We start from the raw sequence: 22718 nt of genomic DNA on the forward strand, positions 1-22718 counted from the left end.
GTCACTCAAACAAAAAGGCATGCAGGAGCGCTCCATGATTCGGCTCACCGCTGAACGTACCCCGGCTGGCACCAGTTACCTGGCGACCGGCCAAGGCCAGCCTGTGGTTTTGATCCACGGCGTGGGCCTGAATAAAGAAATGTGGGGCGGCCAGGTGGTCGGCCTCGCCACCCGGTACCGCGTCATTGCCTATGACATGCTTGGCCATGGCGCCAGCCCGCGCCCGCAGAGCGGTACGCCTCTGCTGGGCTACGCCGACCAACTGCTGGAACTGCTCGATCACCTGCAATTGCCCCAGGCGACGGTGATCGGGTTTTCCATGGGCGGCCTGGTGGCTCGCGCCTTTGCCCTGCACTACCCGGAGCGCCTGCAAAGCCTGGTGGTGCTCAACAGTGTGTTCAATCGTAGCCCGGAGCAGCGCGCCGGGGTGATCGCACGTACCGCCCAGGCCGCCGAACACGGGCCCGACGCGAATGCCGAAGCCGCCCTGTCGCGCTGGTTCAGCCGTGAATACCAGGCCGCCAACCCGGCGCAGATTGCCGCCTTGCGCCAGACCCTCGCGGGCAACGACCCTCAGGGTTACCTGACCACCTATGAGTTGTTCGCCACCCAGGACATGTACCGCGCCGACGACCTGGGCAGCATCAAGGCACCGACGCTGGTGGCCACCGGCGAGCTGGACCCCGGCTCGACACCGCAAATGGCCCGGCAACTGGCCGAGCGCATTCCCGGTGCGACCGTGGCCGTTTTGCCGGAGCAACGGCATATGATGCCTGTCGAATCGCCGCGTCTGGTCAACCAGCTGTTGCTGGGCTTCCTCGAAACGGCACACTCCCAACAACACCCGATAAAGGGGATCGTGGCATGACACTTGAACGCTTCCAGATGTGCATCGGCGGCGAATGGGTTGACGCCCTGTCCGGCAAGACCTTCGACAGCCTGAACCCGGCGCTGGCCGAGCCCTGGGCGCAGTTGCCCGATGCTGACGAAGCTGACGTGGAGCGCGCCGTGAGCGCCGCTCAAAGCGCCTTCGAAAGCCCCGCCTGGCGAGGCCTCACCGCCACCGCGCGGGGCAAACTGTTACGCCGCCTGGGCGACCTGATTGCCGAGAACAAAGAGCAACTGGCCCAGCTCGAAAGCCGCGACAACGGCAAGCTGATCCGTGAAACCCGCGGCCAGGTCAGTTACCTGCCGGAGTTTTTCCACTACACCGCAGGCCTGGCCGACAAGCTCGAAGGCGGCACCTTGCCGCTGGACAAGCCCGACCTGTTTGCCTACACCGTGCACGAAGCCATGGGCGTGGTTGCCGCGATCATTCCGTGGAACAGCCCGTTGTACCTGACCGCGATCAAACTCGCGCCCGCCCTGGCGGCAGGCAACACCATTGTGATCAAACCGTCGGAGCACGCCTCGGCGACCATCCTTGAACTGGCGCGCCTGGCGCTGCAAGCCGGCATCCCGCCGGGCGTAGTCAATGTCGTGACCGGCTACGGCCCGAGCACCGGCGCCGCCCTCACCCGCCACCCGCTGGTGCGCAAGATCGCCTTTACCGGCGGCGCTGCCACGGCACGGCATGTGGTGCGCAGCAGCGCCGAGAACTTCGCCAAGCTGTCCCTGGAACTGGGCGGCAAATCACCGAACATCATCTTTGCCGACGCCGACCTCGACAGCGCCATCAACGGCGCCATTGCCGGCATCTATGCCGCCTCCGGGCAGAGCTGCGTCTCCGGCTCGCGCTTGCTGGTGCAGGATGAAATCTACGACGAATTCGTCGAGCGCCTGGTGGCGCGCGCCCAACGCATTCGCATCGGCAACCCTCAAGACGACGCCAGCGAGATGGGCCCCATGGCCACCGCGCAGCAACTGGCCGTGGTCGAAGGCCTGGTGGCAGATGCCATCGCTGAAGGCGCGCGCCTGCGCACCGGCGGCAAACGCCCGCAGAACCTCGGCGAAGGCTGGTTCTACGAGCCGACCTTGTTCGAGTGCGACCGCAATTCGATGAAGATCATGCAGGAAGAAGTGTTTGGCCCGGTGGCGTCGGTCATTCGCTTCAAGGACGAAGCCGAAGCCCTGGCCATCGCCAACGACTCGCAGTTCGGGCTGGCCGCCGGTATCTGGACCCGCGACCTGGGCCGCGCCCACCGGCTGGCGCGGGATGTGCGCTCGGGCATCATCTGGGTCAACACCTACCGCGCCGTATCGGCCATGGCGCCCATCGGCGGCTTCAAGAACAGTGGCTATGGACGCGAAAGCGGCATCGATTCGGTGCTGGCCTACACCGAGCTGAAGACGGTGTGGATCAACCTTTCCCAGGCACCGATGCCTGATCCTTTCGTGATGCGCTAAGAGACCACAACCATGATCGAACCCGGCATTTACAAAGACGTCATGAGCTCGTTTCCCTCTGGCGTCACGGTGGTGACCACCCTTGACCCGGAAGGCGGCATCGTCGGCATCACCGCCAGCGCGTTCAGCGCGCTGTCGATTGACCCGGCCCTGGTGCTGTTCTGCCCCAACTATGCGTCGGACACCTACCCGATCCTGCGGGACAGCAAGCGCTTTGCGATTCACCTGCTGTCCGCAGACCAGACTGCCGAGGCCTATGCATTTGCCAGCAAAGGCAAGGAAAAAGCCAAGGGCATCGAGTGGCACCTCAGCGACCTGGGCAACCCGCTGCTGGCCAAGGCCACGGCGATCATCGAGTGCGAGTTGTGGCGCGAATACGACGGCGGTGACCACGCGATCATTGTGGGCGCGGTGAAAAACCTGATCCTGCCCGACCAGCCGGTGACGCCGATGATCTACCACAAAGGCAAGCTGGGCCCGTTGCCTACCCTGGCGTGAGGCGGCTGCCGGGGCCATTCGTGGGGCCGTGAGGGTTTGTCGCTTAAAGAACACAGCGTGATAAACTTGCCGAAGATTTTGGCCCTCAATCGGCCCGGCTGGCTCCTGAAGCCTTCGCCAAAGCCGGTGCCGAGGCCTCCAGTTAACCGCCCCATTCAGAGCAGACCCCATGAAACGCCTGCCACTCGACGACAGCTTCAAGGTCAATCACAACCCGGTCACCCTGCGCGAAATCGTGCTGGAAAAACTGCGCAGCGCCATCATGAACTTCCAGCTGTTGCCGGGCGACCGCCTGGTGGAGCGCGACCTGTGCGACCGCCTCGGCGTCAGCCGCACCTCGGTGCGCGAAGCCTTGCGTCACCTGGAGTCCGAAGGCCTGGTGGAGTTCGCCGATGCCAAGGGCCCGCAAGTCGCAATCATTACCCTGGCCGATGCCGTCGATATCTATGAACTGCGCTGCGTGCTCGAAGGCCTGATCGTGCAGTTGTTCACCCTGCGAGCCAAGGCCAAGGACATCAAGGCCCTGGAAAAAGCCCTCGAGGAAAACCGCAAGGCCCTCAAGGACGGTGAGCTGCAACAGGTCATCGACTCGGTACAGGGTTTCTACGACGTTCTGCTGGTAGGCTCCGGCAACCATGTTGCCGCCACCCAGTTGCGTCAGCTGCAGGCGCGTATCAGCTACCTGCGGGCCACGTCGGTGTCCCAGGAAAACCGTCGCGGTACCAGCAACCAGGAAATGGAGCGCATGGTGCAGGCGATCAAGAGCGGCGACCCGCTCGCGGCCCACCAAGCCTGCGTCGACCACGTGCGCGCCGCCGCCGCCGTTGCCCTGGATTATCTCAAGCGCAAGCAGGAAGAGACCGGCAAGATCCCCGAGATCACCCTGCCCATCGCGCTCAAAGAACCCCGCATAGGTCACTGACCGTGTTCACCCCTGGCTTTTGCCCGAAATGCGGCGGCAGTGACCTGGGTCACCAGCTGCCACCGGGCGATACCCATGAACGCCTGATGTGCCGCGGCTGCGGCTATATCCACTACGTCAATCCGAAGATCATCGCCGGCTGCATCATCGAGCAGGACGGCAAGTACCTGCTGTGCCAACGGGCAATCCCGCCACGCCCGGGCACCTGGACGTTGCCGGCAGGTTTTATGGAAGGTGGCGAAACCACGGAACAGGCGGCACTGCGGGAAGTCTGGGAAGAAAGCGGCGTGCGTGCGGAGATTGTGTCGCCCTACTCGATCTTCAGCGTGCCGAAGATCAGCGAGGTGTACATCATCTTTCGCGCCATTGCGCTGGAGATTACCGGCCAGTTCGGGCCGGAAACCCTGGACTACAAATTCTTCGCGCCCGAGGACATTCCCTGGGACAGCATCTACTACCCGGCGATCCGGCAGATCCTCGAACGCTATATCGAGGAACGCCAGGCCGGGGTGTATGGCATTTATATCGGTAATGACGACAGCGGCAGGATTCACTTTATCCGCTGATACGCTTCAGGGTGCCAAGCCTTCCACAATGATGATCTGCGCTTGGGCCACACCCTCGCGGTGCGCCTTCGCCTCCTGATACTCCTCAGATTCGTAGCACGCCACCGCCTGGTCGTAGCTGTCGAATTCGATCACCACATTGCGCTGCGTTGCAGGCCCGCCTTCCATCGCGGCGCTGCGCCCGCCCCTGGCCAGAAAACGCCCGCCAAACTTCGCAAACGCCGCTGGCGCACGCTGGGTGTACTGCGTGTATTGCTCGGCATCCGCCACATCCACATGGGCAATCCAGTACGCCTTCATCGTGACATCCTCTACATTAAGTTTTGTGGTATACCATAATACATACAACCAACAACCCGAGCACGTTACATGACCTTCAACAGCATCGCAGAAATCATCGAAGACTACCGCCAGGGCAAAATGGTACTCCTGGTGGACGACGAAGATCGGGAAAACGAAGGCGACCTGTTGCTGCCTGCCGACTGCTGCACCGCCGAGGCGATCAGCTTCATGGCCCGCGAAGCCCGTGGCCTGATCTGCCTGACGCTCACCGATGAACATTGCCAGCGTCTCGGCCTGGAACAGATGGTGCCGAGCAACGGCAGCGTGTTCAGTACCGCGTTTACCGTGTCCATTGAAGCGGCCGTCGGCGTGACCACCGGAATCTCCGCCGCCGACCGCGCGCGCACCGTGGCCGCTGCCGTCGACATGAGTGCCGGGCCGGCCGACATTGTGCAACCGGGGCACATCTTCCCGCTGCGCGCCAGGGACGGCGGGGTACTGACCCGCGCCGGCCACACCGAAGCCGGTTGTGACCTGGCGCGCCTGGCAGGGCACACGCCGGCCTCGGTCATCGTCGAAGTGATGAACGATGACGGCACCATGGCCCGCCGGCCCGACCTGGAAGCATTCGCCCGCAAGCACGGGATCAAGATCGGCACCATCGCCGACCTGATTCACTACCGTTTGAGCACCGAGCGCACCGTGGTGCGCATTGGCGAACGCGACCTGCCGACGGTGCACGGCACGTTCCGCCTGATCACCTTCGAAGACCGCATCGACGGTGGCGTGCACATGGCAATGATCATGGGCCAGTTGCGTCGTGACGAACCGGCCCTGGTACGAGTGCATGTGATCGACCCGCTGCGCGACCTGGTGGGCGCTGAATACAGCGGCCCGTCCAACTGGACCTTGTGGGCCGCCTTGCAGCGAGTGGCCGCCGAAGGCAGCGGCGTGGTGGTGGTACTGGCCAATCATGAGTCATCCCAGGCATTGCTCGAGCGCGTGCCGCAACTGACCCAGGCGCCCCGGCAATTCAACCGTTCGCAATCGCGCATCTATTCTGAAGTAGGCACCGGGGCGCAGATCTTGCAGGACCTCGGCGTCGGCAAACTGCGCCACCTCGGTCCGCCCCTTAAATATGCCGGTTTGACGGGCTACGACCTTGAGGTGGTGGAGAGCATCGCGTTCACCGAATGACGGATAACCGGTAAGGCAAAATGCTTGCACAAAGTTTGGAATACCATAATATGACATCCCATAGACCGAACGTTTCTGCCAAGTGCGCCCGCCAGGGAAAGCACCAATAACAGCCCTTGGCACGGTCGCCTTCCGGGGCCTTGATTAGAGGCCCTGCTGGACCTACTGCTCCCGATAGGCGGGCACTACCAAGCCCGCTCAATAACAAAACAAATGAGGGCGTGAAAATGGTGTTGAACAAACGTGTCACCGCAGTGCTGTTCGCGGGCTTATTGGCCACGGCCACTCATGCGGCCCTGGCGGCCGAAAGCGTCAATTTCGTGAGCTGGGGCGGTAGCACCCAGGACGCTCAGAAACAGGCCTGGGCCGACCCGTTCAGCAAGGCCAGCGGCATCACCGTGGTCCAGGATGGCCCCACCGACTACGGCAAACTCAAGGCCATGGTCGAAAGCGGTAACGTGCAGTGGGACGTGGTGGACGTCGAAGCCGACTTCGCCTTGCGCGCCGCCGCCGAAGGCTTGCTTGAACCCCTGGATTTCTCGGTGATCCAGCGCGACAAGATCGACCCGCGCTTCGTGTCCGACCACGGTGTGGGTTCGTTCTTCTTCTCCTTCGTGCTGGGCTACAACGAAGGCAAGCTCGGCGCCGGCAAACCCCAGGACTGGTCCGCCCTGTTCGACACCAAGACCTACCCTGGCAAACGCGCACTCTACAAATGGCCAAGCCCTGGCGTGCTTGAATTGGCCCTGCTGGCCGACGGCGTACCCGCCGACAAGCTGTACCCGCTGGACCTGGACCGCGCCTTCAAGAAACTCGACACCATCAAGAAAGACATCGTCTGGTGGGGTGGCGGTGCGCAGTCGCAACAGCTGCTGGCCTCCGGCGAAGTCAGCATGGGCCAGTTCTGGAACGGGCGCGTTCACGCCCTGCAGGAAGACGGCGCGCCCGTGGGCGTAAGCTGGAAGCAGAATCTGGTGATGGCCGACATCCTGGTCGTACCCAAAGGTTCGAAAAACAAGGCGGCGGCCATGAAGTTCCTGGCCAGCGCCAGCAGCGCCAAAGGCCAGGCGGACTTCTCCAACCTGACCGCCTATGCACCGGTGAATATCGACAGCGTGCAGCGCCTGGATTCAGTCCTGGCACCCAACCTGCCGACGGCGTATGCCAAGGACCAGATCACCCTCGATTTCGCCTACTGGGCCAAGAACGGTCCGGCCATTGCGACACGGTGGAATGAATGGCTAGTCAAATGAAAATGACCGCAACCACGCCCGCCGGAAGCGCCCTGGACGCTGCCGGCAAGGCTGGCGGTAAAGCCGTAACGCCGTCCCTGGCGCAGCGCTGGCGCGGTTCCAGCAACCTGATCCCGGCCCTGCTGTTCCTCGGCCTGTTCTTTCTGGCACCACTGATCGGCTTGCTGCTGCGCGGCGTGCTGGAGCCGGTTCCGGGGCTTGGCAACTATGAACAGCTGTTCGCCAACTCGGCCTATGCGCGGGTGTTGCTCAACACCTTTTCAGTGGCGGGCCTGGTGACCCTGTTCAGCCTGTTGCTGGGCTTTCCCCTGGCGTGGGCCATCACCCTGGTGCCCCGCGGCTGGGGGCGCTGGATCCTGAACATCGTGCTGCTGTCGATGTGGACCAGCCTCCTCGCCCGGACCTATTCCTGGCTGGTGCTGTTGCAGGCTTCAGGCGTGATCAACAAGGCGCTGATGGCGATGGGCATCATCGATCAACCCCTGGAGATGGTGCACAACCTGACCGGCGTGGTGATCGGCATGAGCTACATCATGATCCCGTTTATCGTACTGCCGTTGCAGGCGACCATGCAGGCCATCGACCCGATGATCCTGCAGGCCGGCTCCATCTGCGGCGCCAGCCCCTGGACCAACTTCTTCCGGGTGTTCCTGCCGTTGTGCCGGCCGGGGCTGTTTTCCGGCGGGCTGATGGTGTTTGTGATGTCCCTCGGTTACTACGTCACCCCGGCGCTGCTCGGCGGTGCGCAGAACATGATGCTGCCTGAGTTCATCATTCAGCAGGTGCAGTCGTTCCTCAATTGGGGCCTGGCGAGTGCCGGCGCCGCGTTGCTGATCTTCATCACGCTGGTGTTGTTCTACTTCTACCTGAAGCTTCAGCCGGAATCCCCGGTTGGCGCCAGCAACGCGAGGTAAGCCGTCATGCTCCTGACCCCCAATGCAATGAGCCGCAGGATGCGCTTGGGCCTGTACACCACCACCGGCGTGATTGGCCTGTTCCTGCTGCTGCCGATCGTGTTCATCGTGCTGCTGTCGTTCGGCTCGTCCCAATGGCTGGTGTTCCCGCCGCCCGGCTGGACGCTGAAATGGTACGGCCAGTTCTTCTCCAACCCCGACTGGATGAACGCTGCCGTGGCCAGCCTCAAGGTCGCAGTGCTGACCACGGTGTTCTCCGTGGCGCTGGGCCTGCCCACGGCATTCGCCCTGGTGCGCGGGCGCTTTCCCGGCCGCGAATTGCTCTACGGCCTGTTCACCCTGCCGATGATCGTGCCGCTGGTGATCATCGCGGTGGCGGTGTACGCGCTGTTCCTCAAGCTCGGCTACACCGGGACGATGTTCGCCTTTGTGGTCAGTCACGTGATTGTCGCGTTGCCGTTCACCATCATCTCGATCATTAACTCGCTGAAGCTGTTCGATCAGTCGATTGAAGACGCAGCCGTGATCTGCGGCGCCTCGCGCCTGCAGGCGGTGTTCAAGGTGACCTTCCCGGCGATTCGCCCCGGCATGGTGGCGGGTGCGCTGTTCGCCTTTCTCGTCTCATGGGACGAAGTGGTGCTCAGCGTGATGATGGCCAGCCCGACCCTGCAAACCCTTCCCGTGAAAATGTGGACCACCCTGCGCCAGGACCTGACGCCTGTGATCGCCGTCGCGTCGACGTTGCTGATCGGCCTCTCGGTGTTGGTCATGGTGATTGCCGCCGCCGTTCGCCGGCGCACAGAAACCCGGCTCTGAGCCCTGGAGAACAACATGAGTGCAGTGATCAAAGCGTCCGCGCAAGGCAACGAGCAACCCCTGGTAAGCCTGCGCAACCTGAACAAGTACTACGGCGAGTTTGCCGCCGTGGACAACATCTCCCTGGACATCCAGGACGGCGAGTTCCTCACCTTCCTCGGCTCCAGCGGCTCGGGCAAAAGCACCACGCTGTCGATGCTCGCCGGCTTTGAAACGCCGAGCAGCGGCGAGATCCTGGTGGGCAACCAATCCCTGGTCAATGTGCCGCCCCACAAGCGCGACATCGGCATGGTGTTCCAGCGCTACTCGCTGTTCCCGCACTTGTCGGTGCGCGACAACATCGCCTTCCCCCTGGCGATTCGCAAACTGGCGAGTGCCGAGCGCGAGAAGCGTGTCGACGCGATGCTCAAGCTGGTGCAACTGGAGGSGTTCGYCCATCGCCGCCCTTCGCAACTCTCCGGCGGCCAGCAACAGCGCGTCGCCATCGCCCGGGCGCTGGTGTATGAGCCGCGCATCCTGCTGATGGACGAACCCCTCGGCGCCCTCGACAAGAAACTGCGGGAAGACTTGCAGGACGAACTGCGCCAGTTGCATCGGCGCCTGGGCATCACCATCGTCTACGTGACCCACGACCAGGAAGAAGCCATGCGCCTGTCCCAGCGCATTGCGATTTTCAGCCACGGCAAGATCGTCGGCCTGGGCAGCGGTTTCGACCTGTACCAGAACCCGCCGAACGCGTTTGTCGCCTCGTTCCTCGGCAACTCGAACTTCCTCAAGCTCAAGGCCCAGGGCAATGCCGTCGGCGCGTTCGAAGGCCAATCCCTGTCGATTCGACTGACCACCGGGCTGCACATCGATCAGGACGTACTGCTGATGGTGCGCCCGGAAAAAGCCCTGGCGCTGAGCGTCGAGCAGGCGGCCGGGCAACCATTGGCGGCGGGCTGGAACGAAGTGTCGGCGATGGTGGGCGAAGTGCTGTTTCTCGGCGAAAGCCAGACCTGCAGCGTGAAAACCCTGGGCGGCACTTCGATGACGGTCAAGGCGTTGTCCGCCGCGGGCATGCCGCTCAAGGCCGGCGACCCGGTGCGAGTGCGCTGGGCCACGGCGGATGCGTGTGTGTATACGCAGTGGGCGGAGAGTGATCTGAACAAGGCGGCCGGCGCACATTGAGTCACCATTGTGGGAGCGGGCTTGCTGTGGTGAGGGGGCTTGTCCCCCGTCGGGTTCACCACAGATTGATGGGGCTGCTTCGCAGCCCAACGCGGGGCAAGCCCGCTCACCACAAGGTTTTGCGTTCGAAAATCGCCCCCTCGATCCCCAGCACCTCGCGGGTATCGGCATAGATCCCCACCCCTTTCTCCCACACGTGCTTGATCGACTGATCCGCGCAGCGAATCTGGTAATTGAGCTCGAACGGCTCTCGCCGCGACAGGGCATATTGCACTTCGCGCCAGACGTAGTCGGCGTCCTGCGCCAGGATCAGGCTGTTGTAGGTGAACTCATGGTTGTCCACCAGCCGCTCGGCGGGATAACCGGTCAATTGCAGGCACCCGGCGCTGACAAACTCCATGGTCCAGTCGCGGTTGTTGCGACCGCGATAGATCAGCCCCGGCATGCTGTCGAGCAAACTCATGCTGCTGCGCTGGCTGGCCTGCAAGGCAATTTCGCGGCGCTTGTGCGCGGTCACATCCCCGGCCGCCAGGTAGAACCCCTGCGGGCCGCGCTTGAGGTTCACCTCAAACCAGCGTAGCTCGCCGCAAGGATGTACAAAGCGCAGGCGCTGGTTGAATGAGGTATCGGGCCGCCGACGCAGTTCATTCAAAGCCTGGCGCCATAACGGGCGATCTTCATGGTGCACGTAATCCAGCAGATTGCGCTCCGCCCCCGGTTGCCCCATCAGTTCGGCCCAGGCCAGGTTAAAGTGTGCGATCTGGCCGTTGTCCCGCAGTTCCAGCAGCGCGGCGGGGAAGCGATCCATCAGGTGCACGGGGGGCGTCTGCACAAACGCTTCAGGGCTTTCCCTCATCTAATGGCGCTCCTCGTGTTTCATCAATGCGCCGCTATGCACCCAGGCGGCCAGCTCCAGCCGCGAATGCAGGCCGAGCTTCTGCAGCAGGCTGCGCACGTAGATTTTTACCGTGCCGTCGCTGATCCCCAGTTCCCGGCCGATCTGTTTGTTGCTCATGCCGGCGGCGATCAATGCCAGGGTCTGCCCTTCCCGCTCGGTGAGGTTATCGCTGCCCGAGGCCTCGCAATGTTGCGTGGGCTTGGCCTGATCGGCCAGCAGGGCAATCAGTGTCGAATCCAGCACGATCGCGCCCTTGTGGCAGTTGCGCATATACGCCAGCAAGGCGTCGGGCTCGGTTTCCTTGAGCACGTAACCGCTGGCGCCCAGACGCAAGGCCGCAAGCAGTTCAGCGCGGTCCATCGACGCCGTCAGCACCACCACCTGGCAATCGAGGCGCAACTGGCGCAGTTCATCCAGCACCTGCAAACCGCTCAGGCCCGGCATGTGCAAATCCAGCAGGACCTGCTGTGGCGTCAGGCTCACCGCCAGGTTGATGCCCTCACGGCCACTGGCCGCCTGCCCCACCACTTCGAAGTCGTCACTGGCACCGAACAACTGCGCCAGGCCTTTGCGAAACAATGGGTGATCATCGATCAGTAATAAGGTTGTGCAATTCATCGAGACTCCCCTGTGGCAGGTCTTGGTTGCGGCGCAGGCCGAGGTGCACGCGCACCCCATGCGGGCGGATCGCTTCAATGCTCAGCCGCGCGCCGATGCTGGCGGCACGTTCGCGAATAATTGCCAGGCCGAAATGGTTGTCTTCACCGCAGGCCGGGCTCAAGCCAATGCCGTCATCCTCCACCGACACCGAGGCATCACCGTCCTGGGTCTGGCGTAATTCAATGCGTACGTGCCGCGCGTGGGAATGCCGCACCGCGTTGGCCAGGGCTTCGCGAATGATCTGCAGAATCTGCAATTCGGTTTCCGGGTTCAACGCATCGTCGGCCAGGCGGTTGTCCAGTTCGAACACGATGATGCAACGCCGCGAGAACTCCGCAACGGAGTCGGCCAGGGCCTGGCGCAGCGAGCGCCCGTCCATGGTCAGGCGTGCGCTGGTGATCAGCTCACGCACCTGGCGCTGCAGTTGGCTCAAGCCCGCGCACAGGTCCTGCAGACTGGCGCTGGCTCGCGCCGGCTCGCCCAATTGCGACTGCAACCCATGCGCCTGGAACGACAGGTAACCCAGCTGCTGCGCCACCGAATCGTGCAGCTCACGGGCCAGGGCACCGTGCCGGGACGTTGCCTGTTTGCGCTGTTGCTCAAGGGTGTGGCTGCGCAAACGCACGGTGACACCGACCGCCTGCGCGGCCTCCTCCATGAGTTGCCGCCAGCTGGCACCGGCCCGCCGGCGCGTGTCGAGCAGCAACGCCCCCTTCTGGCCCTCGGACAAGGCGCACACCAGCCGGTGCACGCCCCGTTCCCGGCACGGGCCGCACGCCTGGGGCGTATCGGCGACGGTCGCGTTACGCCAGGGGCAGCCCGCCACGTCCTGGCAGCCCTCGATCAACCCGCGCCGGGCCGGCCCCAGGTCTTCACCGCCGAGGATCAGGTTGAGCTTGCCGGCGGGCAACAATGCGTCGAAACGGTCCAGGAAAACCGACAAGGCACCGTCAGCGTGCGCCTCGCCCAAGGGCAACCCGGCCAACAGCCTGCGCACGCTACGCGCTTGTTCGGGGCGCACAGGCCCCAACCAGAGCGGCCACCCTTTTGGTCGTATCAGCACTCTCGATAACTCCCCGTCCCGGTTGCTCAACGTCAGCTTAAGGCCAGCAACTTCCATGCCCCGAATGGCTGTCGCGCAAGGCTTATCTCCAAAGGCATAGCCCTTTTTCCAGATTGAGAAGATTTTCCCCATAGGAAACTATCTCTCCCAACAGGAAACAAAACGCACCTTGGAGAGCCCGCATGACCCACACCCACAACCGCCCCATCGTGGTGATGCAATCGGCGACCGTTGGCATGGAGGTTGTCGCCGGACTGGACCAGCCGTTGCTGCTGAACGGTGAACAACCTGACTTCGCCTGGCGCTTGCAGCAGGCACTGGCCAGCGCCACCGTGGGTTGTCGGCTCTACCTGCTGGGCGATGAAGCCTTTGTGTGGCGCCTTCACGGCCAGGCCCGCGCCGCCGGCCTGGAAGACGACGAAATCCGCCTGACCTGCTCGCTGCCAGGCCAACGCCTGGTGTATTGCGCGCACTGTGGCCTGATCCAGGCTACCGGGCCGGAGCCGCTGTTGAACTGCATCGGCTGCCATGTGGGGCTGGAGGTGCGCACGCATTTTTCCAGGCGCCTGGGGGCTTATTTCGGCGTGTGCAATAACCCCGACAAGCCCTATGCGGGGTTCCAGCCATGAGCGCGGCCCTCAATGTGCAGGTGAGCGCGGCAAGAATGCTCACGCCGGTGGTACGCGAGTTCACCCTGGTGGCCTGCGACGGCACCCTGCCCGGCTTCTCGCCCGGCAGCCATGTGCAGGTGCATCTGCCGCTGGCCGAAGGCAAGGTACGCAATGCCTATTCACTGACCAGCGACCCGGCGCACAACCAGCACTACCGCATCGCCGTGCGCCTGCAAGACGTGTCCCGTGGCGGTTCGCAGTACCTGCATCGGCAGGTGCAGGTCGGCGACACCTTGCAGATCTCGCCACCGGCCAATCTGTTCGCCCCCCACGCCACGGCCCGCCTGCACATCCTGATCGCTGCCGGCATCGGCATCACGCCGTTCATGGCGTACATCGCGGCCCTCGAACAACAGCAGGCCGAGTTCGAACTGCATTACCTGTTCAGGCCGGGCCTGAGCGACGCCTACCTCGACGAGTTGCAACAGCACCTCGGCGCACGCCTGCACACCTACGACGGGCGCCCGGACCTGAGCCGTATCCTCGGCAACCGGCCGTTGGGCAGCCATGTCTACACCTGCGGCCCGCAGTCCCTGCTCGACACGGTCGAGCACCAGGCCACGCGCCTCGGTTGGCCGCCCAAACGCGTGCACTCGGAAGCGTTCAAGGGCGCGCAACCGGGCCAGCCGTTCGACCTGCACCTGCTGCGCAGTGATCGGCGCCTGCGGGTCGAGGCCGAGCAGAGCCTGCTCGAAGCCCTGGAAACCGCCGGGTTGCAGGTACCCAACCTCTGCCGTGGCGGCGTGTGCGGCCAGTGCATGACACGCCACATGGGCGGCGCCATCGAACACCGCGACAGCTTCCTCACACCGGCCGAGCAGGCCGACTTTCTGATGCCCTGCGTTTCTCGCGGCAACGGCCCATGCGTTTCGCTGGACCTCTAGGAGTTGTTGACCATGCCTCTACCATCGAGCCCTGTGCTGAGTTATCGGGACGACTTCAGCTTTCACAACAGCCCGACGGCGATCCGCCGCTTCCCCTTCCCGTTTACCGAAGACAGTTACCTGTACTCGGTGAATATCGAGCCGGCAACCTCACGCGACCCGGGCTCGATCTATGAACATGGCTTCGACATCGACGAGCACTACCGCTCGGAAATGGCCGAACGCGCGCTGGTGCTGGACAAGGACCCGCGTCGCTACCTGGTGATGCCGCACATGCAAGTGGCCGCCTGGGATGCGTTACAGATGCTGATGGAACACCTCGCCGCCGATTACCCGCATTGGTTCAGCCTGGCACGTGATGGCGACCGCTGGCATTGGCGCAACCGCCTGCTGGAGATCAACCAGCACTTTGTATTCGGCGACGCCACCAGCCTGCCCTGTGGACCGCTGGAGTTTATCGGGCGCCAGGTGCAGGGGGATTTCGCCTTGCTCGACCAGCGCGACGGCGACCTCTACATGGACGCCGGCCTGATCACCGGCCCGGCCGACTGGTCCCTGGCATTCGACGCCGGCATGAGTTTCAAGCAGTGGCACGCACCGGTGCCCATGGCCCATCAGATGGGCGTGTTCGAGCGTGCGCTGAAGTACCTGCTCAACCTGCAGGCGGGCCAGCCAGTGCGGCGCCTGAACTGGACCCTGACCATCAACCCGCGCCTGGATTCATCCCCCGAGACCTTTCACGAATGGGGTGCGGACCGCGGCCAGATCACCGCCCGCAATGTGGGCCAACAGGTGCACCTGCGGGTCGAGTTGCAAGTGATGGCGCGCCTGCCCCGCAGCAATGCGGTGATGTTCAGCATCCGCACCTACCTGATCAGCATGGAGGAGCTGGTGACCCAGCCCGGCTGGGGCTGTCGCCTGCACCGCGTGCTGCGCGACCTGCCCGACCCCATCGCCGACTACAAGGGCATGACCCGCTACCGGCACACGTTGGTGGAGTGGCTGAGCCAGTTCGACCCGCAGGCCTGACCTCCGCTTTTTCCCGGCTCTCTTTTTTCCCAAAGGACCCTCACATGACCCATTCATGGCGTATTTCTGCATTGGCCGAGCGGCACCGCGCGCTCGGTTCGAACCTCGAAGACTGGAACGGCATGGGCACCGCCTGGACCTACAGCAGCGAGCTGGCCGACCACCACCAGGCGATCCGCACCCGTGCCGGGCTGATGGACGTGTCGGGGCTGAAAAAAGTCCACTACGTCGGGCCCCACGCCGAGAGCCTGTTGCAGTGGGCAACCACCCGCGATATCGCCAGGCTCTACCCCGGCAAATCGGTGTACGCCTCGATGCTCGACGAAGACGGCAAATTCGTCGACGACTGCATCGTCTACCGCACCGGACCCAACGCATTCATGGTGGTGCATGGCGCCGGCACCGGGCATGAAATGCTCGTGCGCTCAGCCCAGGGCCGGCAAGTGGCGGTGCTGTTCGATGACGACCTGCACGACCTGTCGCTGCAAGGCCCGCTGGCGGTGGATTTCCTCGCCGAGCACGTGCCCGGCATTCGCCAGTTGCCGTACTTCCACCACCTACAAACCCGCCTGTTCGACCGCCCGGTGATGATCTCCCGCACCGGCTACACCGGCGAGCGCGGCTACGAGATTTTCTGCAAAGCAGCCGACGCGCCTTTCCTGTGGGACAGCATCCTCGAACAAGGCGCGAGCCTGGGGATTATCCCGTGCGCCTTCACCGCCCTGGACTGGCTGCGGGTGGAAAGCTCGCTGATGTTTTTTCCCTACGACAACTCGCAGATGTACCCCTTCGCCGACCAGAAAGCCGGTGACACCCTTTGGGAGATGGGCCTGGATTTCACCGTCTCCCCTGGCAAACAAGCATTTCGCGGCGCCGAAGAACACCTGCGCCTGCGCGGCCAGGAGCGTTTCAAGATCACCGGCGTGCTGCTCGACGGCGTACGCCCTGCCGAGGCCGGCGACACCCTGTGGCAAGGCGGCCAGCAGGTCGGCGTGATCACCTGCGGCATGTATTCGCGCCTGAGCAAACGCTCGATGGCCATCGCACGCATGAACGTCGCCTGCTCCGAGCCCGGCGTTGCATTGCAGGTGCGCGGCAGCCTCGAGGGCACCGCCACTACCCACGCCCTGCCCTTTGACGACCCGGAAAAAACCAAGCGCACGGCCAAGGGCTGAGCCTTCCCACACTTGATTCAGGAGCCTTCGATGGACGCCTCCAGCGAACATTACATTCTCAAGATCACCTGCCCGGCGGCGTCCGGGATTGTCGCCGCGATCAGCGCCTGCCTGGCCCGCCAGCAGTGCTATATCAGCGAGCTGGCGCAATTCGACGACGAGTTCACCGGGCAGTTTTTCATGCGCGCGGTGTTCCGCTTCAACACCGGGGTCAGCGGTGATATCGGTGCCCTGCGCGAAGGCCTGGGCGATCTCGCCGGGGGCTTCGACATGCAGTGGCAGTTGTTCAGCTCGCGCCAACCGACCCGCGTGCTGCTGATGGTCAGCAAGTTCGACCACTGCCTAACCGACCTGCTCTATCGCCACCGCAAGGGCGAAATGGACATGCACATCACCGCCGTGGTCTCCAACCACCTGGACCTGCGGGCCATGGCCGAGCGCGAAGGCATCCGCTTCATCTACCTGCCCATCACCAAGGACAGCAAGGCCAGCCAGGAAGCCGAGTTGATGCGCATCGTCGAGGACACCCAGACCGACCTGGTGGTGCTCGCCCGCTACATGCAGATTTTGTCCGACGGCCTGTGCCAACAGCTCTCGGGTCGGGCGATCAATATCCATCACTCGTTCCTGCCCGGGTTCAAGGGCGCCAAGCCCTATCACCAGGCCTACGACCGTGGCGTGAAGCTGATCGGCGCCACCGCCCACTACGTCACCAGCGACCTCGATGAAGGGCCGATCATCGAGCAGGAAATCCAGCGCGTCGACCATACCCACCTGCCCGACTCGCTGGTCGCCATTGGCCGCGACACCGAAACCGTCGCCCTTTCCAAAGCCCTGAAATACCACCTGGAGCACCGGGTGTTCATCAACCAGGACAAGACAGTGATCTTTCGCTGAAACCCTTCAGGAGGCACGCTCATGACTCTACGTGTAGCAATCATCGGCGCCGGCCCGTGCGGCCTGGCACAACTTCGCGCCTTCCAGTCGGCCCGCGACCAGGGCACCGCCATTCCCGAACTGGTGTGCTTCGAGAAACAGCAGGACTGGGGCGGCATGTGGAACTACACCTGGCGCACCGGCCTGGACGAGAACGGCGAGCCGGTGCACGGCAGCATGTACCGTTACCTGTGGTCCAACGGCCCCAAGGAATGCCTGGAGTTCGCCGACTACACCTTTGAAGAGCACTTTGGCCGGCCCATCGGCTCCTACCCGCCCCGTGAGGTGCTGTGGGACTACATCAAGGGCCGGGTCGAAAAAGCCGGCGTGCGCGACTACATCCGCTTCAACAATGTGGTGCGCCAAGTCACCTTCGACGAACAGACCCAACGCTTCACCCTCTACGCCCACGACTACAGCAACGACACGCTGACCTGTGAGGAATTCGACTACGTGGTCAACGCCTGCGGCCACTTCTCAACGCCCAAGGTGCCGTACTTCGACGGCTTCGAACAGTTCGCCGGGCGCATCCTGCATGCTCATGATTTTCGCGAGGCACTGGAGTTCAAGGACAAGGACCTGCTGATTGTCGGCAGCAGTTATTCGGCCGAGGACATCGGCTCGCAGTGCTACAAATACGGCGCCCGCAGCATCACCAGTTGCTACCGCACCGCGCCCATGGGCTATGCCTGGCCAGACAACTGGGAAGAAAAGCCGCTGCTCACGCGCATGGAAAACAACCGCGCGTACTTTGTCGATGGCAGCAGCAAACACATCGATGCGGTGATCCTGTGCACCGGCTACAAGCATCACTTCCCGTTCCTGCCGGATGAGCTGAGCCTGAAGACCGACAACCGCCTGTGGCCGATGAACCTGTACAAGGGCGTGTTCTGGGAACCCAACCCGCGCCTGATCTACCTGGGCATGCAGGACCAGTGGTACTCCTTCAACATGTTCGACGCCCAAGCCTGGTACGCTCGCGATGTGATCCTGGGGCGCATCACGCTGCCGGGCCAGGCCGAACGCGCCGCCGACAGCCAACAGTGGCACGCACGGGAACAGACCCTGGAAACCAACCAGCAGATGTTCGAGTACCAGGGCGCCTACATCCAGCACCTGGTGGACGCCACCGACTACCCGAATTTCGACATTGCCGCCGTGAACGAAACCTTCCTGCACTGGAAGCATGACAAGGCGGAAAACATCATGGGCTACCGCGACAAGTCCTATCGATCGCTGATGACCGGCACCCAATCGCCACCCCACCACACACCGTGGTTGCAGGCACTGGATGACTCGATGGCGGCGTACCTGGGTGAGCCCGCGACGCCCATCAAGTCGGTCGGCTGATGATGAATGCACCTCGTGTTTCTCATCCCCGAGAGCCCGGGCTGTTCGCCCGCGCCCCCCAACTGGAACGTTACCGCGTGGCCGCCGGCGGGGTGACCCTGGTGGACTTGCAGCCCGGCGACGGCCTGCAAGTGATCGACATCGAAGGTCGGCAAACCTGCGAACTGCTGGCCCTCGATGCCGACGGGCGCAGTGCGTTGGCCAGTTGGGCACTGCACGGCACAACGGCTTGCCGCGTGACCCGGCGTATAGGCCAGGCGCTCAACCGGCGCGGCATCGACCCGCAACGGTTGCCGCTGGCCGCCTCGCTGTGGGACGACGACAGCCCGCCCGGCCATAGCTGCCATTTCACGGCCCATGACCGTTTGCTGGTGATCGTTGCCGCCCCGGCCGAGCCCACCGCCGTTGACCGGCAATACCGGCCGAGCGAACTGCGCCTGCGGGTAACACGAGTCAACACCTCCCCCCTCTGGGTGCCTGCCCTGCCTGAACCGTTGGGCGAGGTGCTGGACGAATTCACCCTGCGCGCCGGCACGGCCCACAGCTACACCGTCGCCAAGGGGCAGTACGTGCAAGTGCTGGATGTAGCCGGGCGCCAATGTTCGGACTTTGTCGCCCTCGACCGTCGCGCCCTGGATCGCGGGCTGGAGCTGGACCTCGACCAGACCGTCACCCGCACGCTGAACGGCAGCGCCTACCCGGCACCCGGGCTGTTCTCGAAGTTCTTCGACCGGAACATGCAACCGATGCTGGAGGTGGTGCAAGACACCGTCGGCCGCCACGACTCCTTCGCCCTGGCCTGCGCCGCACGCTATTACGAAAGCCATGGCTATTTCGGGCACGACAACTGCAGCGACAACCTCAGCCAGGTGCTATCGCCCTATGGCGTCCAGGCCCGCAAGGGATGGCCGGCGATCAATTTTTTCTTCAATACAGGGATCGACGCGCACCAGCAGATGACCCTCGACGAACCCTGGTCGCGTCCCGGCGATTACGTGCTGTTGCGGGCCACCGCCGACCTGCTGTGCGCCAGCACTTCATGCCCGGATGACATCGACCCTGCCAATGGCTGGGACCCGAGCGACATCCACGTCCGCATCTACAGCGAGAAGGAGCGTTTTTCCATCGCCATGAGCACTCGAACAACGGCCGATGCCGACCCGATTCTGACCCGTGAGTCTGCGTTCCACTCACGCACAAGCCGCCTCACCGGCAGCTTCACCGACTACCGCAACTGGTGGCTGCCGTTGCGCTACGACAGCTACGGCGCCATCGAGGAATACCTCGGTTGCCGCGAACGGGTAGCGGTGATGGATCTCACCGCCTTGCGCAAATTCGAAATCATCGGCCCTGACGCCGAGAGCCTGTTGCAGTACTGCCTGACCCGCGACGTGCGGCGCCTGGCGGTGGGCCAAGTGGTCTATTCCGCCATGTGCCACCCCCACGGCGGCATGCTCGATGACGGTACCTTGCTGCGCCTGGGCCCGGACAATTTCCGCTGGGTCTGCGGTGAAGACTACGCCGGGGTGTGGCTGCGGGAACAGGCAAAGAAACTGGGCATGAAGGTGTGGGTCAAGTCCGCCAGCGAGCAGATCCACAACCTGGCGGTGCAGGGACCGATGAGCCGCGAGCTGCTTAAACAGATGGTCTGGACCCCACCCACCCAACCGGGCCTGGAAACCCTCGGCTGGTTCCGCTTCCTGGTGGGACGGCTGGACGGTTTCGACGGCTGTCCGTTGATGATTTCCCGTACCGGCTACACCGGCGAACTGGGTTATGAAGTGTGGTGCCAGCCCGAAGACGCCGAACGGGTGTGGGACCGCATCTGGCAACTCGGCCAACCCTTGGGGCTCGTCCCCCTTGGCCTGGAAGCGCTGGACATGCTGCGCATCGAAGCCGGGCTGATTTTTGCCGGTTACGAGTTCAGCGACCAGACCGACCCGTTTGAGGCGGGTATCGGGTTCAGCGTGCCGCTGAAAAGCAAAACCGATGATTTCATCGGGCGCGACGCCCTGTTGCGGCGCAGTGCGCACCCCACCCACAAGCTTGTAGGCCTGCAACTGAGCGGCAACGAGGCCGCCCACCATGGCGACCCGGTGTACCAGGGCCGGGCCCAGGTGGGGGTCATTACCAGTGCCTGCCGCTCCCCGCTGCTGGCCAGCAACATCGCGTTGTGCCGGGTGGATGTGGCGTGCGCCGAGCCCGGCACGGTACTCGAGATTGGCAAAGTCGATGGCCTGCAGAAGCGCATCAGCGCCACGGCCAGCGCAGCGATTTTCTATGACCCGGACAAAAGCCGGGTGCGCAGTTGATCGTTCCGATACGCGTGTGCGCCACCCCATTTTGACTGCCCTACTTAAACGCTATTCAGACATGGGAATACAGAGATGGAAGCGACGACGTTCGAGGCAGTACCGCAGGCCGCCAGTTCGGTGGGCAGCCTGCACCGCAAGATCGATTGGCGCGGGGCGTTCTGGGTCGCCAGTGGCGTGCCCGCCCTGGTGCTGTTCTCTATTGGCGCCATTGCTGCGACGGTCGGCAAGCCGGCGTGGATCGTGTGGATCGTGTCGATCCTGTTCGGATTTATCCAGGCATTCACCTATGCCGAGATCGCCGGGTTGTTCCCCCACAAGTCCGGTGGCGCCTCGGTATACGGCGCCGTCGCCTGGGTGCGCTACAGCAAGCTGATTGCACCGGTTTCGGTGTGGTGCAACTGGCTGGCATGGTCGCCGGTGCTGTCCATCGGCTCGGGGCTGGCGGCGGGTTATATCCTGACCGCGCTGTTTCCCGCCGATGCGCTGATCAACACCTGGCAACTGACCCTGCTGGACCTGGGCTGGGTCAAGAGCGGCCTGTCGCTGCGGATCAACGCGACCTTCGGCATCGGCCTGTTGATTCTGCTCACGGTGTTTGCCGTGCAGCACGGCGGCATCCTGCGTTCGGCGCGCCTGACCCTGGTGCTAGGCGTCACCTCGCTGATTCCGCTGCTGTTGGTGGGCGTGGTGCCGTTGTTCACCGGGGATGCGGCCCAGGCCAATTTCCTGCCGCTGTACCCCCTGGCCCATGATGCGGCCGGGCAAGTCATCGATGGGCCCTGGGATATTTCCGGCTGGTCGCTGATGGCCGGCGGCCTGTTCATGGCCGCGTGGTCCACCTACGGTTTTGAAACGGCGGTGTGCTACACCCGGGAGTTCAAAGACCCCAAGCGCGACACGTTCAAAGCGATTTTCTACGCCGGCTTGCTGTGCATCCTGGTGTTCACCCTGGTACCGCTGGCGTTTCAAGGCAGCCTGGGGCTGGGCCAACTGGTGACCCCGGCGGTGCTCGACGCCAGCGGCGCAATCGTCACGCCGGCGGTGTACAGCGGCCTGTTGTCACCGGCGATCTACAGCGGCATGGGGGTTGGCCAGGTCATGGCCGACAGCATTGGCGGTGGCAAGGTGGTCGCCAATATCGTGCTGATCATGCTGGTGCTGGCGACGTTGCTGGCGATCATGACCTCGATGTCCGGCTCTTCGCGCACCCTGTATCAGGCGTCGGTGGACGGCTGGCTGCCCAAATACCTGGGACGTACCAACGAACACGGTGCGCCCACGGCGGCGATGTGGACCGACCTGTCGTTCAACCTGCTGCTGTTGCTGATGTCCGACTACGTGTTCGTGCTCGCGGCCTCCAACGTCAGCTACATCATCTTCAACTTCCTCAACCTCAACGCCGGCTGGATCCACCGCCTGGACCGCCCCGACTGGGTGCGCCCGTACAAGGCGCCCACCGTGCTGCTGGCGGCGGGTGGCGTGCTGAGCTTCGTCAACCTGGCCTGCATGGGCCTGGGCGCAGATATCTGGGGCGCGGGCACGCTGGTCACCGGTTTGCTGCTGGCGCTGCTGATCCTGCCGGTGTTCTGCTACCGCCACTACGTGCAGGACAAGGGCCGCTTCCCCGCCGCGATGCTCAGCGACCTGTATATCCAGGCCGATGACGGGCAAAAGCGTGCCGGCTGGCTGCCCTACGCCACGCTGATCGCCGGTGTGCTGGTGGTGTATGGCTGCCATCAGCTGGTAGCCTGATCTCAACGCTGAGGGAGCAAC

Annotated in this window: 22 protein-coding genes; 18 read left to right on the forward strand and 4 right to left on the reverse strand. The window is 63.6% G+C overall.

Going from position 1 to position 22718, the window contains the following annotated elements; translation table 11 throughout:
- Positions 1 to 34: 34 nt before the first annotated feature.
- The 5 genes from P3C29_RS22975 (at position 35) to P3C29_RS22995 (ending at position 4332) form a co-directional block, all read left to right on the forward strand.
- Positions 35 to 868 carry an alpha/beta fold hydrolase gene (locus P3C29_RS22975; RefSeq protein ID WP_275965527.1) on the forward strand — a complete coding sequence of 278 codons (834 nt, stop codon included), beginning with the start codon at positions 35 to 37 and terminating at the stop codon, positions 866 to 868.
- On the forward strand, positions 865 to 2346 hold the full coding sequence (locus P3C29_RS22980) for an aldehyde dehydrogenase (protein ID WP_177046606.1): 1482 nt from the start codon (positions 865 to 867) through the stop codon (positions 2344 to 2346). The genes P3C29_RS22975 and P3C29_RS22980 overlap by 4 nt, the downstream gene beginning before the upstream one ends.
- A 12-nt stretch (positions 2347 to 2358) precedes the next feature.
- On the forward strand, positions 2359 to 2844 hold the full coding sequence (locus P3C29_RS22985; RefSeq protein ID WP_177079414.1) for a flavin reductase family protein: 486 nt from the start codon (positions 2359 to 2361) through the stop codon (positions 2842 to 2844).
- Between the two features lie 169 nt (positions 2845 to 3013).
- Positions 3014 to 3766: a GntR family transcriptional regulator gene (locus P3C29_RS22990; RefSeq protein ID WP_177046610.1), complete on the forward strand. Its 753-nt coding sequence runs from the start codon at positions 3014 to 3016 to the stop codon at positions 3764 to 3766.
- A gap of 2 nt (positions 3767 to 3768) precedes the next feature.
- Complete coding sequence (locus P3C29_RS22995; RefSeq protein ID WP_177079415.1) at positions 3769 to 4332, forward strand: NUDIX hydrolase; 564 nt, start codon at positions 3769 to 3771, stop codon at positions 4330 to 4332.
- A 6-nt stretch (positions 4333 to 4338) separates the two neighbouring features.
- Here the strand turns inward: P3C29_RS22995 and P3C29_RS23000 are convergent, their stop codons facing one another.
- On the reverse strand, positions 4339 to 4632 hold the full coding sequence (locus P3C29_RS23000; RefSeq protein ID WP_275965528.1) for a DUF1330 domain-containing protein: 294 nt from the start codon (positions 4630 to 4632) through the stop codon (positions 4339 to 4341).
- Between the two features lie 69 nt (positions 4633 to 4701).
- Between P3C29_RS23000 and ribBA the strand changes: the two genes are divergently transcribed.
- The 5 genes from ribBA to P3C29_RS23025 all read left to right on the forward strand — a co-directional run bounded on the left by ribBA (position 4702) and on the right by P3C29_RS23025 (position 9964).
- Positions 4702 to 5811, forward strand: coding sequence for a bifunctional 3,4-dihydroxy-2-butanone-4-phosphate synthase/GTP cyclohydrolase II (ribBA, locus tag P3C29_RS23005; RefSeq protein WP_275965529.1), 1110 nt, complete (start codon positions 4702 to 4704; stop codon positions 5809 to 5811).
- 227 nt (positions 5812 to 6038) lie between these two features.
- The gene (locus P3C29_RS23010) at positions 6039 to 7064 is read left to right on the forward strand and encodes an ABC transporter substrate-binding protein (protein WP_177046617.1); all 1026 of its coding nucleotides are present in this window, start codon (positions 6039 to 6041) and stop codon (positions 7062 to 7064) included.
- On the forward strand, positions 7061 to 7978 hold the full coding sequence (locus P3C29_RS23015) for an ABC transporter permease (RefSeq protein ID WP_275965530.1): 918 nt from the start codon (positions 7061 to 7063) through the stop codon (positions 7976 to 7978). Before P3C29_RS23010 ends, P3C29_RS23015 begins: the two co-directional genes overlap by 4 nt.
- Positions 7979 to 7984: 6 nt before the next feature.
- Positions 7985 to 8794: an ABC transporter permease gene (locus tag P3C29_RS23020; protein WP_275965531.1), complete on the forward strand. Its 810-nt coding sequence runs from the start codon at positions 7985 to 7987 to the stop codon at positions 8792 to 8794.
- A 15-nt stretch (positions 8795 to 8809) separates the two neighbouring features.
- Positions 8810 to 9964, forward strand: coding sequence for an ABC transporter ATP-binding protein (locus P3C29_RS23025; protein WP_275965533.1), 1155 nt, complete (start codon positions 8810 to 8812; stop codon positions 9962 to 9964).
- A gap of 106 nt (positions 9965 to 10070) precedes the next feature.
- On the opposite strand, the gene P3C29_RS23030 is transcribed toward P3C29_RS23025, so the two are convergent.
- The 3 genes from P3C29_RS23030 to P3C29_RS23040 are packed head-to-tail and all read right to left on the reverse strand — an operon-like array spanning position 10071 to position 12519.
- Complete coding sequence (locus P3C29_RS23030) at positions 10071 to 10820, reverse strand: PAS domain-containing protein (RefSeq protein WP_275965534.1); 750 nt, start codon at positions 10818 to 10820, stop codon at positions 10071 to 10073.
- Positions 10821 to 11480 (reverse strand): response regulator, encoded by a 660-nt coding sequence (locus P3C29_RS23035; protein WP_275965535.1) that lies wholly within the window; start codon positions 11478 to 11480, stop codon positions 10821 to 10823.
- Positions 11449 to 12519, reverse strand: coding sequence for an ATP-binding protein (locus P3C29_RS23040; RefSeq protein ID WP_275965536.1), 1071 nt, complete (start codon positions 12517 to 12519; stop codon positions 11449 to 11451). The genes P3C29_RS23035 and P3C29_RS23040 overlap by 32 nt, the downstream gene beginning before the upstream one ends.
- 248 nt (positions 12520 to 12767) lie before the next feature.
- Here P3C29_RS23040 and P3C29_RS23045 point away from each other — a divergent pair, with 248 nt between their 5' ends.
- The 8 genes from P3C29_RS23045 to P3C29_RS23080 all read left to right on the forward strand — a co-directional run bounded on the left by P3C29_RS23045 (position 12768) and on the right by P3C29_RS23080 (position 22697).
- Entirely contained in the window at positions 12768 to 13214 is a 447-nt protein-coding gene (locus P3C29_RS23045; protein ID WP_275965537.1) for a dimethylamine monooxygenase subunit DmmA family protein, read from the forward strand.
- The gene (locus P3C29_RS23050) at positions 13211 to 14140 is read left to right on the forward strand and encodes a PDR/VanB family oxidoreductase (RefSeq protein ID WP_275965538.1); all 930 of its coding nucleotides are present in this window, start codon (positions 13211 to 13213) and stop codon (positions 14138 to 14140) included. Before P3C29_RS23045 ends, P3C29_RS23050 begins: the two co-directional genes overlap by 4 nt.
- Positions 14141 to 14152: 12 nt before the next feature.
- Complete coding sequence (locus P3C29_RS23055; protein ID WP_275965539.1) at positions 14153 to 15169, forward strand: DUF3445 domain-containing protein; 1017 nt, start codon at positions 14153 to 14155, stop codon at positions 15167 to 15169.
- Positions 15170 to 15213: 44 nt separating this feature from the next.
- Entirely contained in the window at positions 15214 to 16344 is a 1131-nt protein-coding gene (locus P3C29_RS23060) for an aminomethyltransferase family protein (protein ID WP_275965540.1), read from the forward strand.
- A 30-nt stretch (positions 16345 to 16374) separates the two neighbouring features.
- Positions 16375 to 17241 (forward strand): formyltetrahydrofolate deformylase, encoded by an 867-nt coding sequence (gene purU, locus P3C29_RS23065; protein WP_259198974.1) that lies wholly within the window; start codon positions 16375 to 16377, stop codon positions 17239 to 17241.
- A 21-nt stretch (positions 17242 to 17262) separates the two neighbouring features.
- Positions 17263 to 18630 (forward strand): NAD(P)/FAD-dependent oxidoreductase, encoded by a 1368-nt coding sequence (locus P3C29_RS23070; RefSeq protein WP_275965541.1) that lies wholly within the window; start codon positions 17263 to 17265, stop codon positions 18628 to 18630.
- A 2-nt stretch (positions 18631 to 18632) separates the two neighbouring features.
- The gene (locus tag P3C29_RS23075) at positions 18633 to 20942 is read left to right on the forward strand and encodes an aminomethyltransferase family protein (protein ID WP_275965542.1); all 2310 of its coding nucleotides are present in this window, start codon (positions 18633 to 18635) and stop codon (positions 20940 to 20942) included.
- Between the two features lie 75 nt (positions 20943 to 21017).
- Positions 21018 to 22697, forward strand: a complete 1680-nt coding sequence (locus P3C29_RS23080; RefSeq protein WP_275965543.1) for an APC family permease — start codon at positions 21018 to 21020, stop codon at positions 22695 to 22697.
- The last annotated feature ends 21 nt before the right edge of the window (positions 22698 to 22718 follow it).

It is taken from the genome of Pseudomonas sp. 1912-s (assembly GCF_029269205.1).
Classification (GTDB): Bacteria; Pseudomonadota; Gammaproteobacteria; order Pseudomonadales; family Pseudomonadaceae; genus Aquipseudomonas.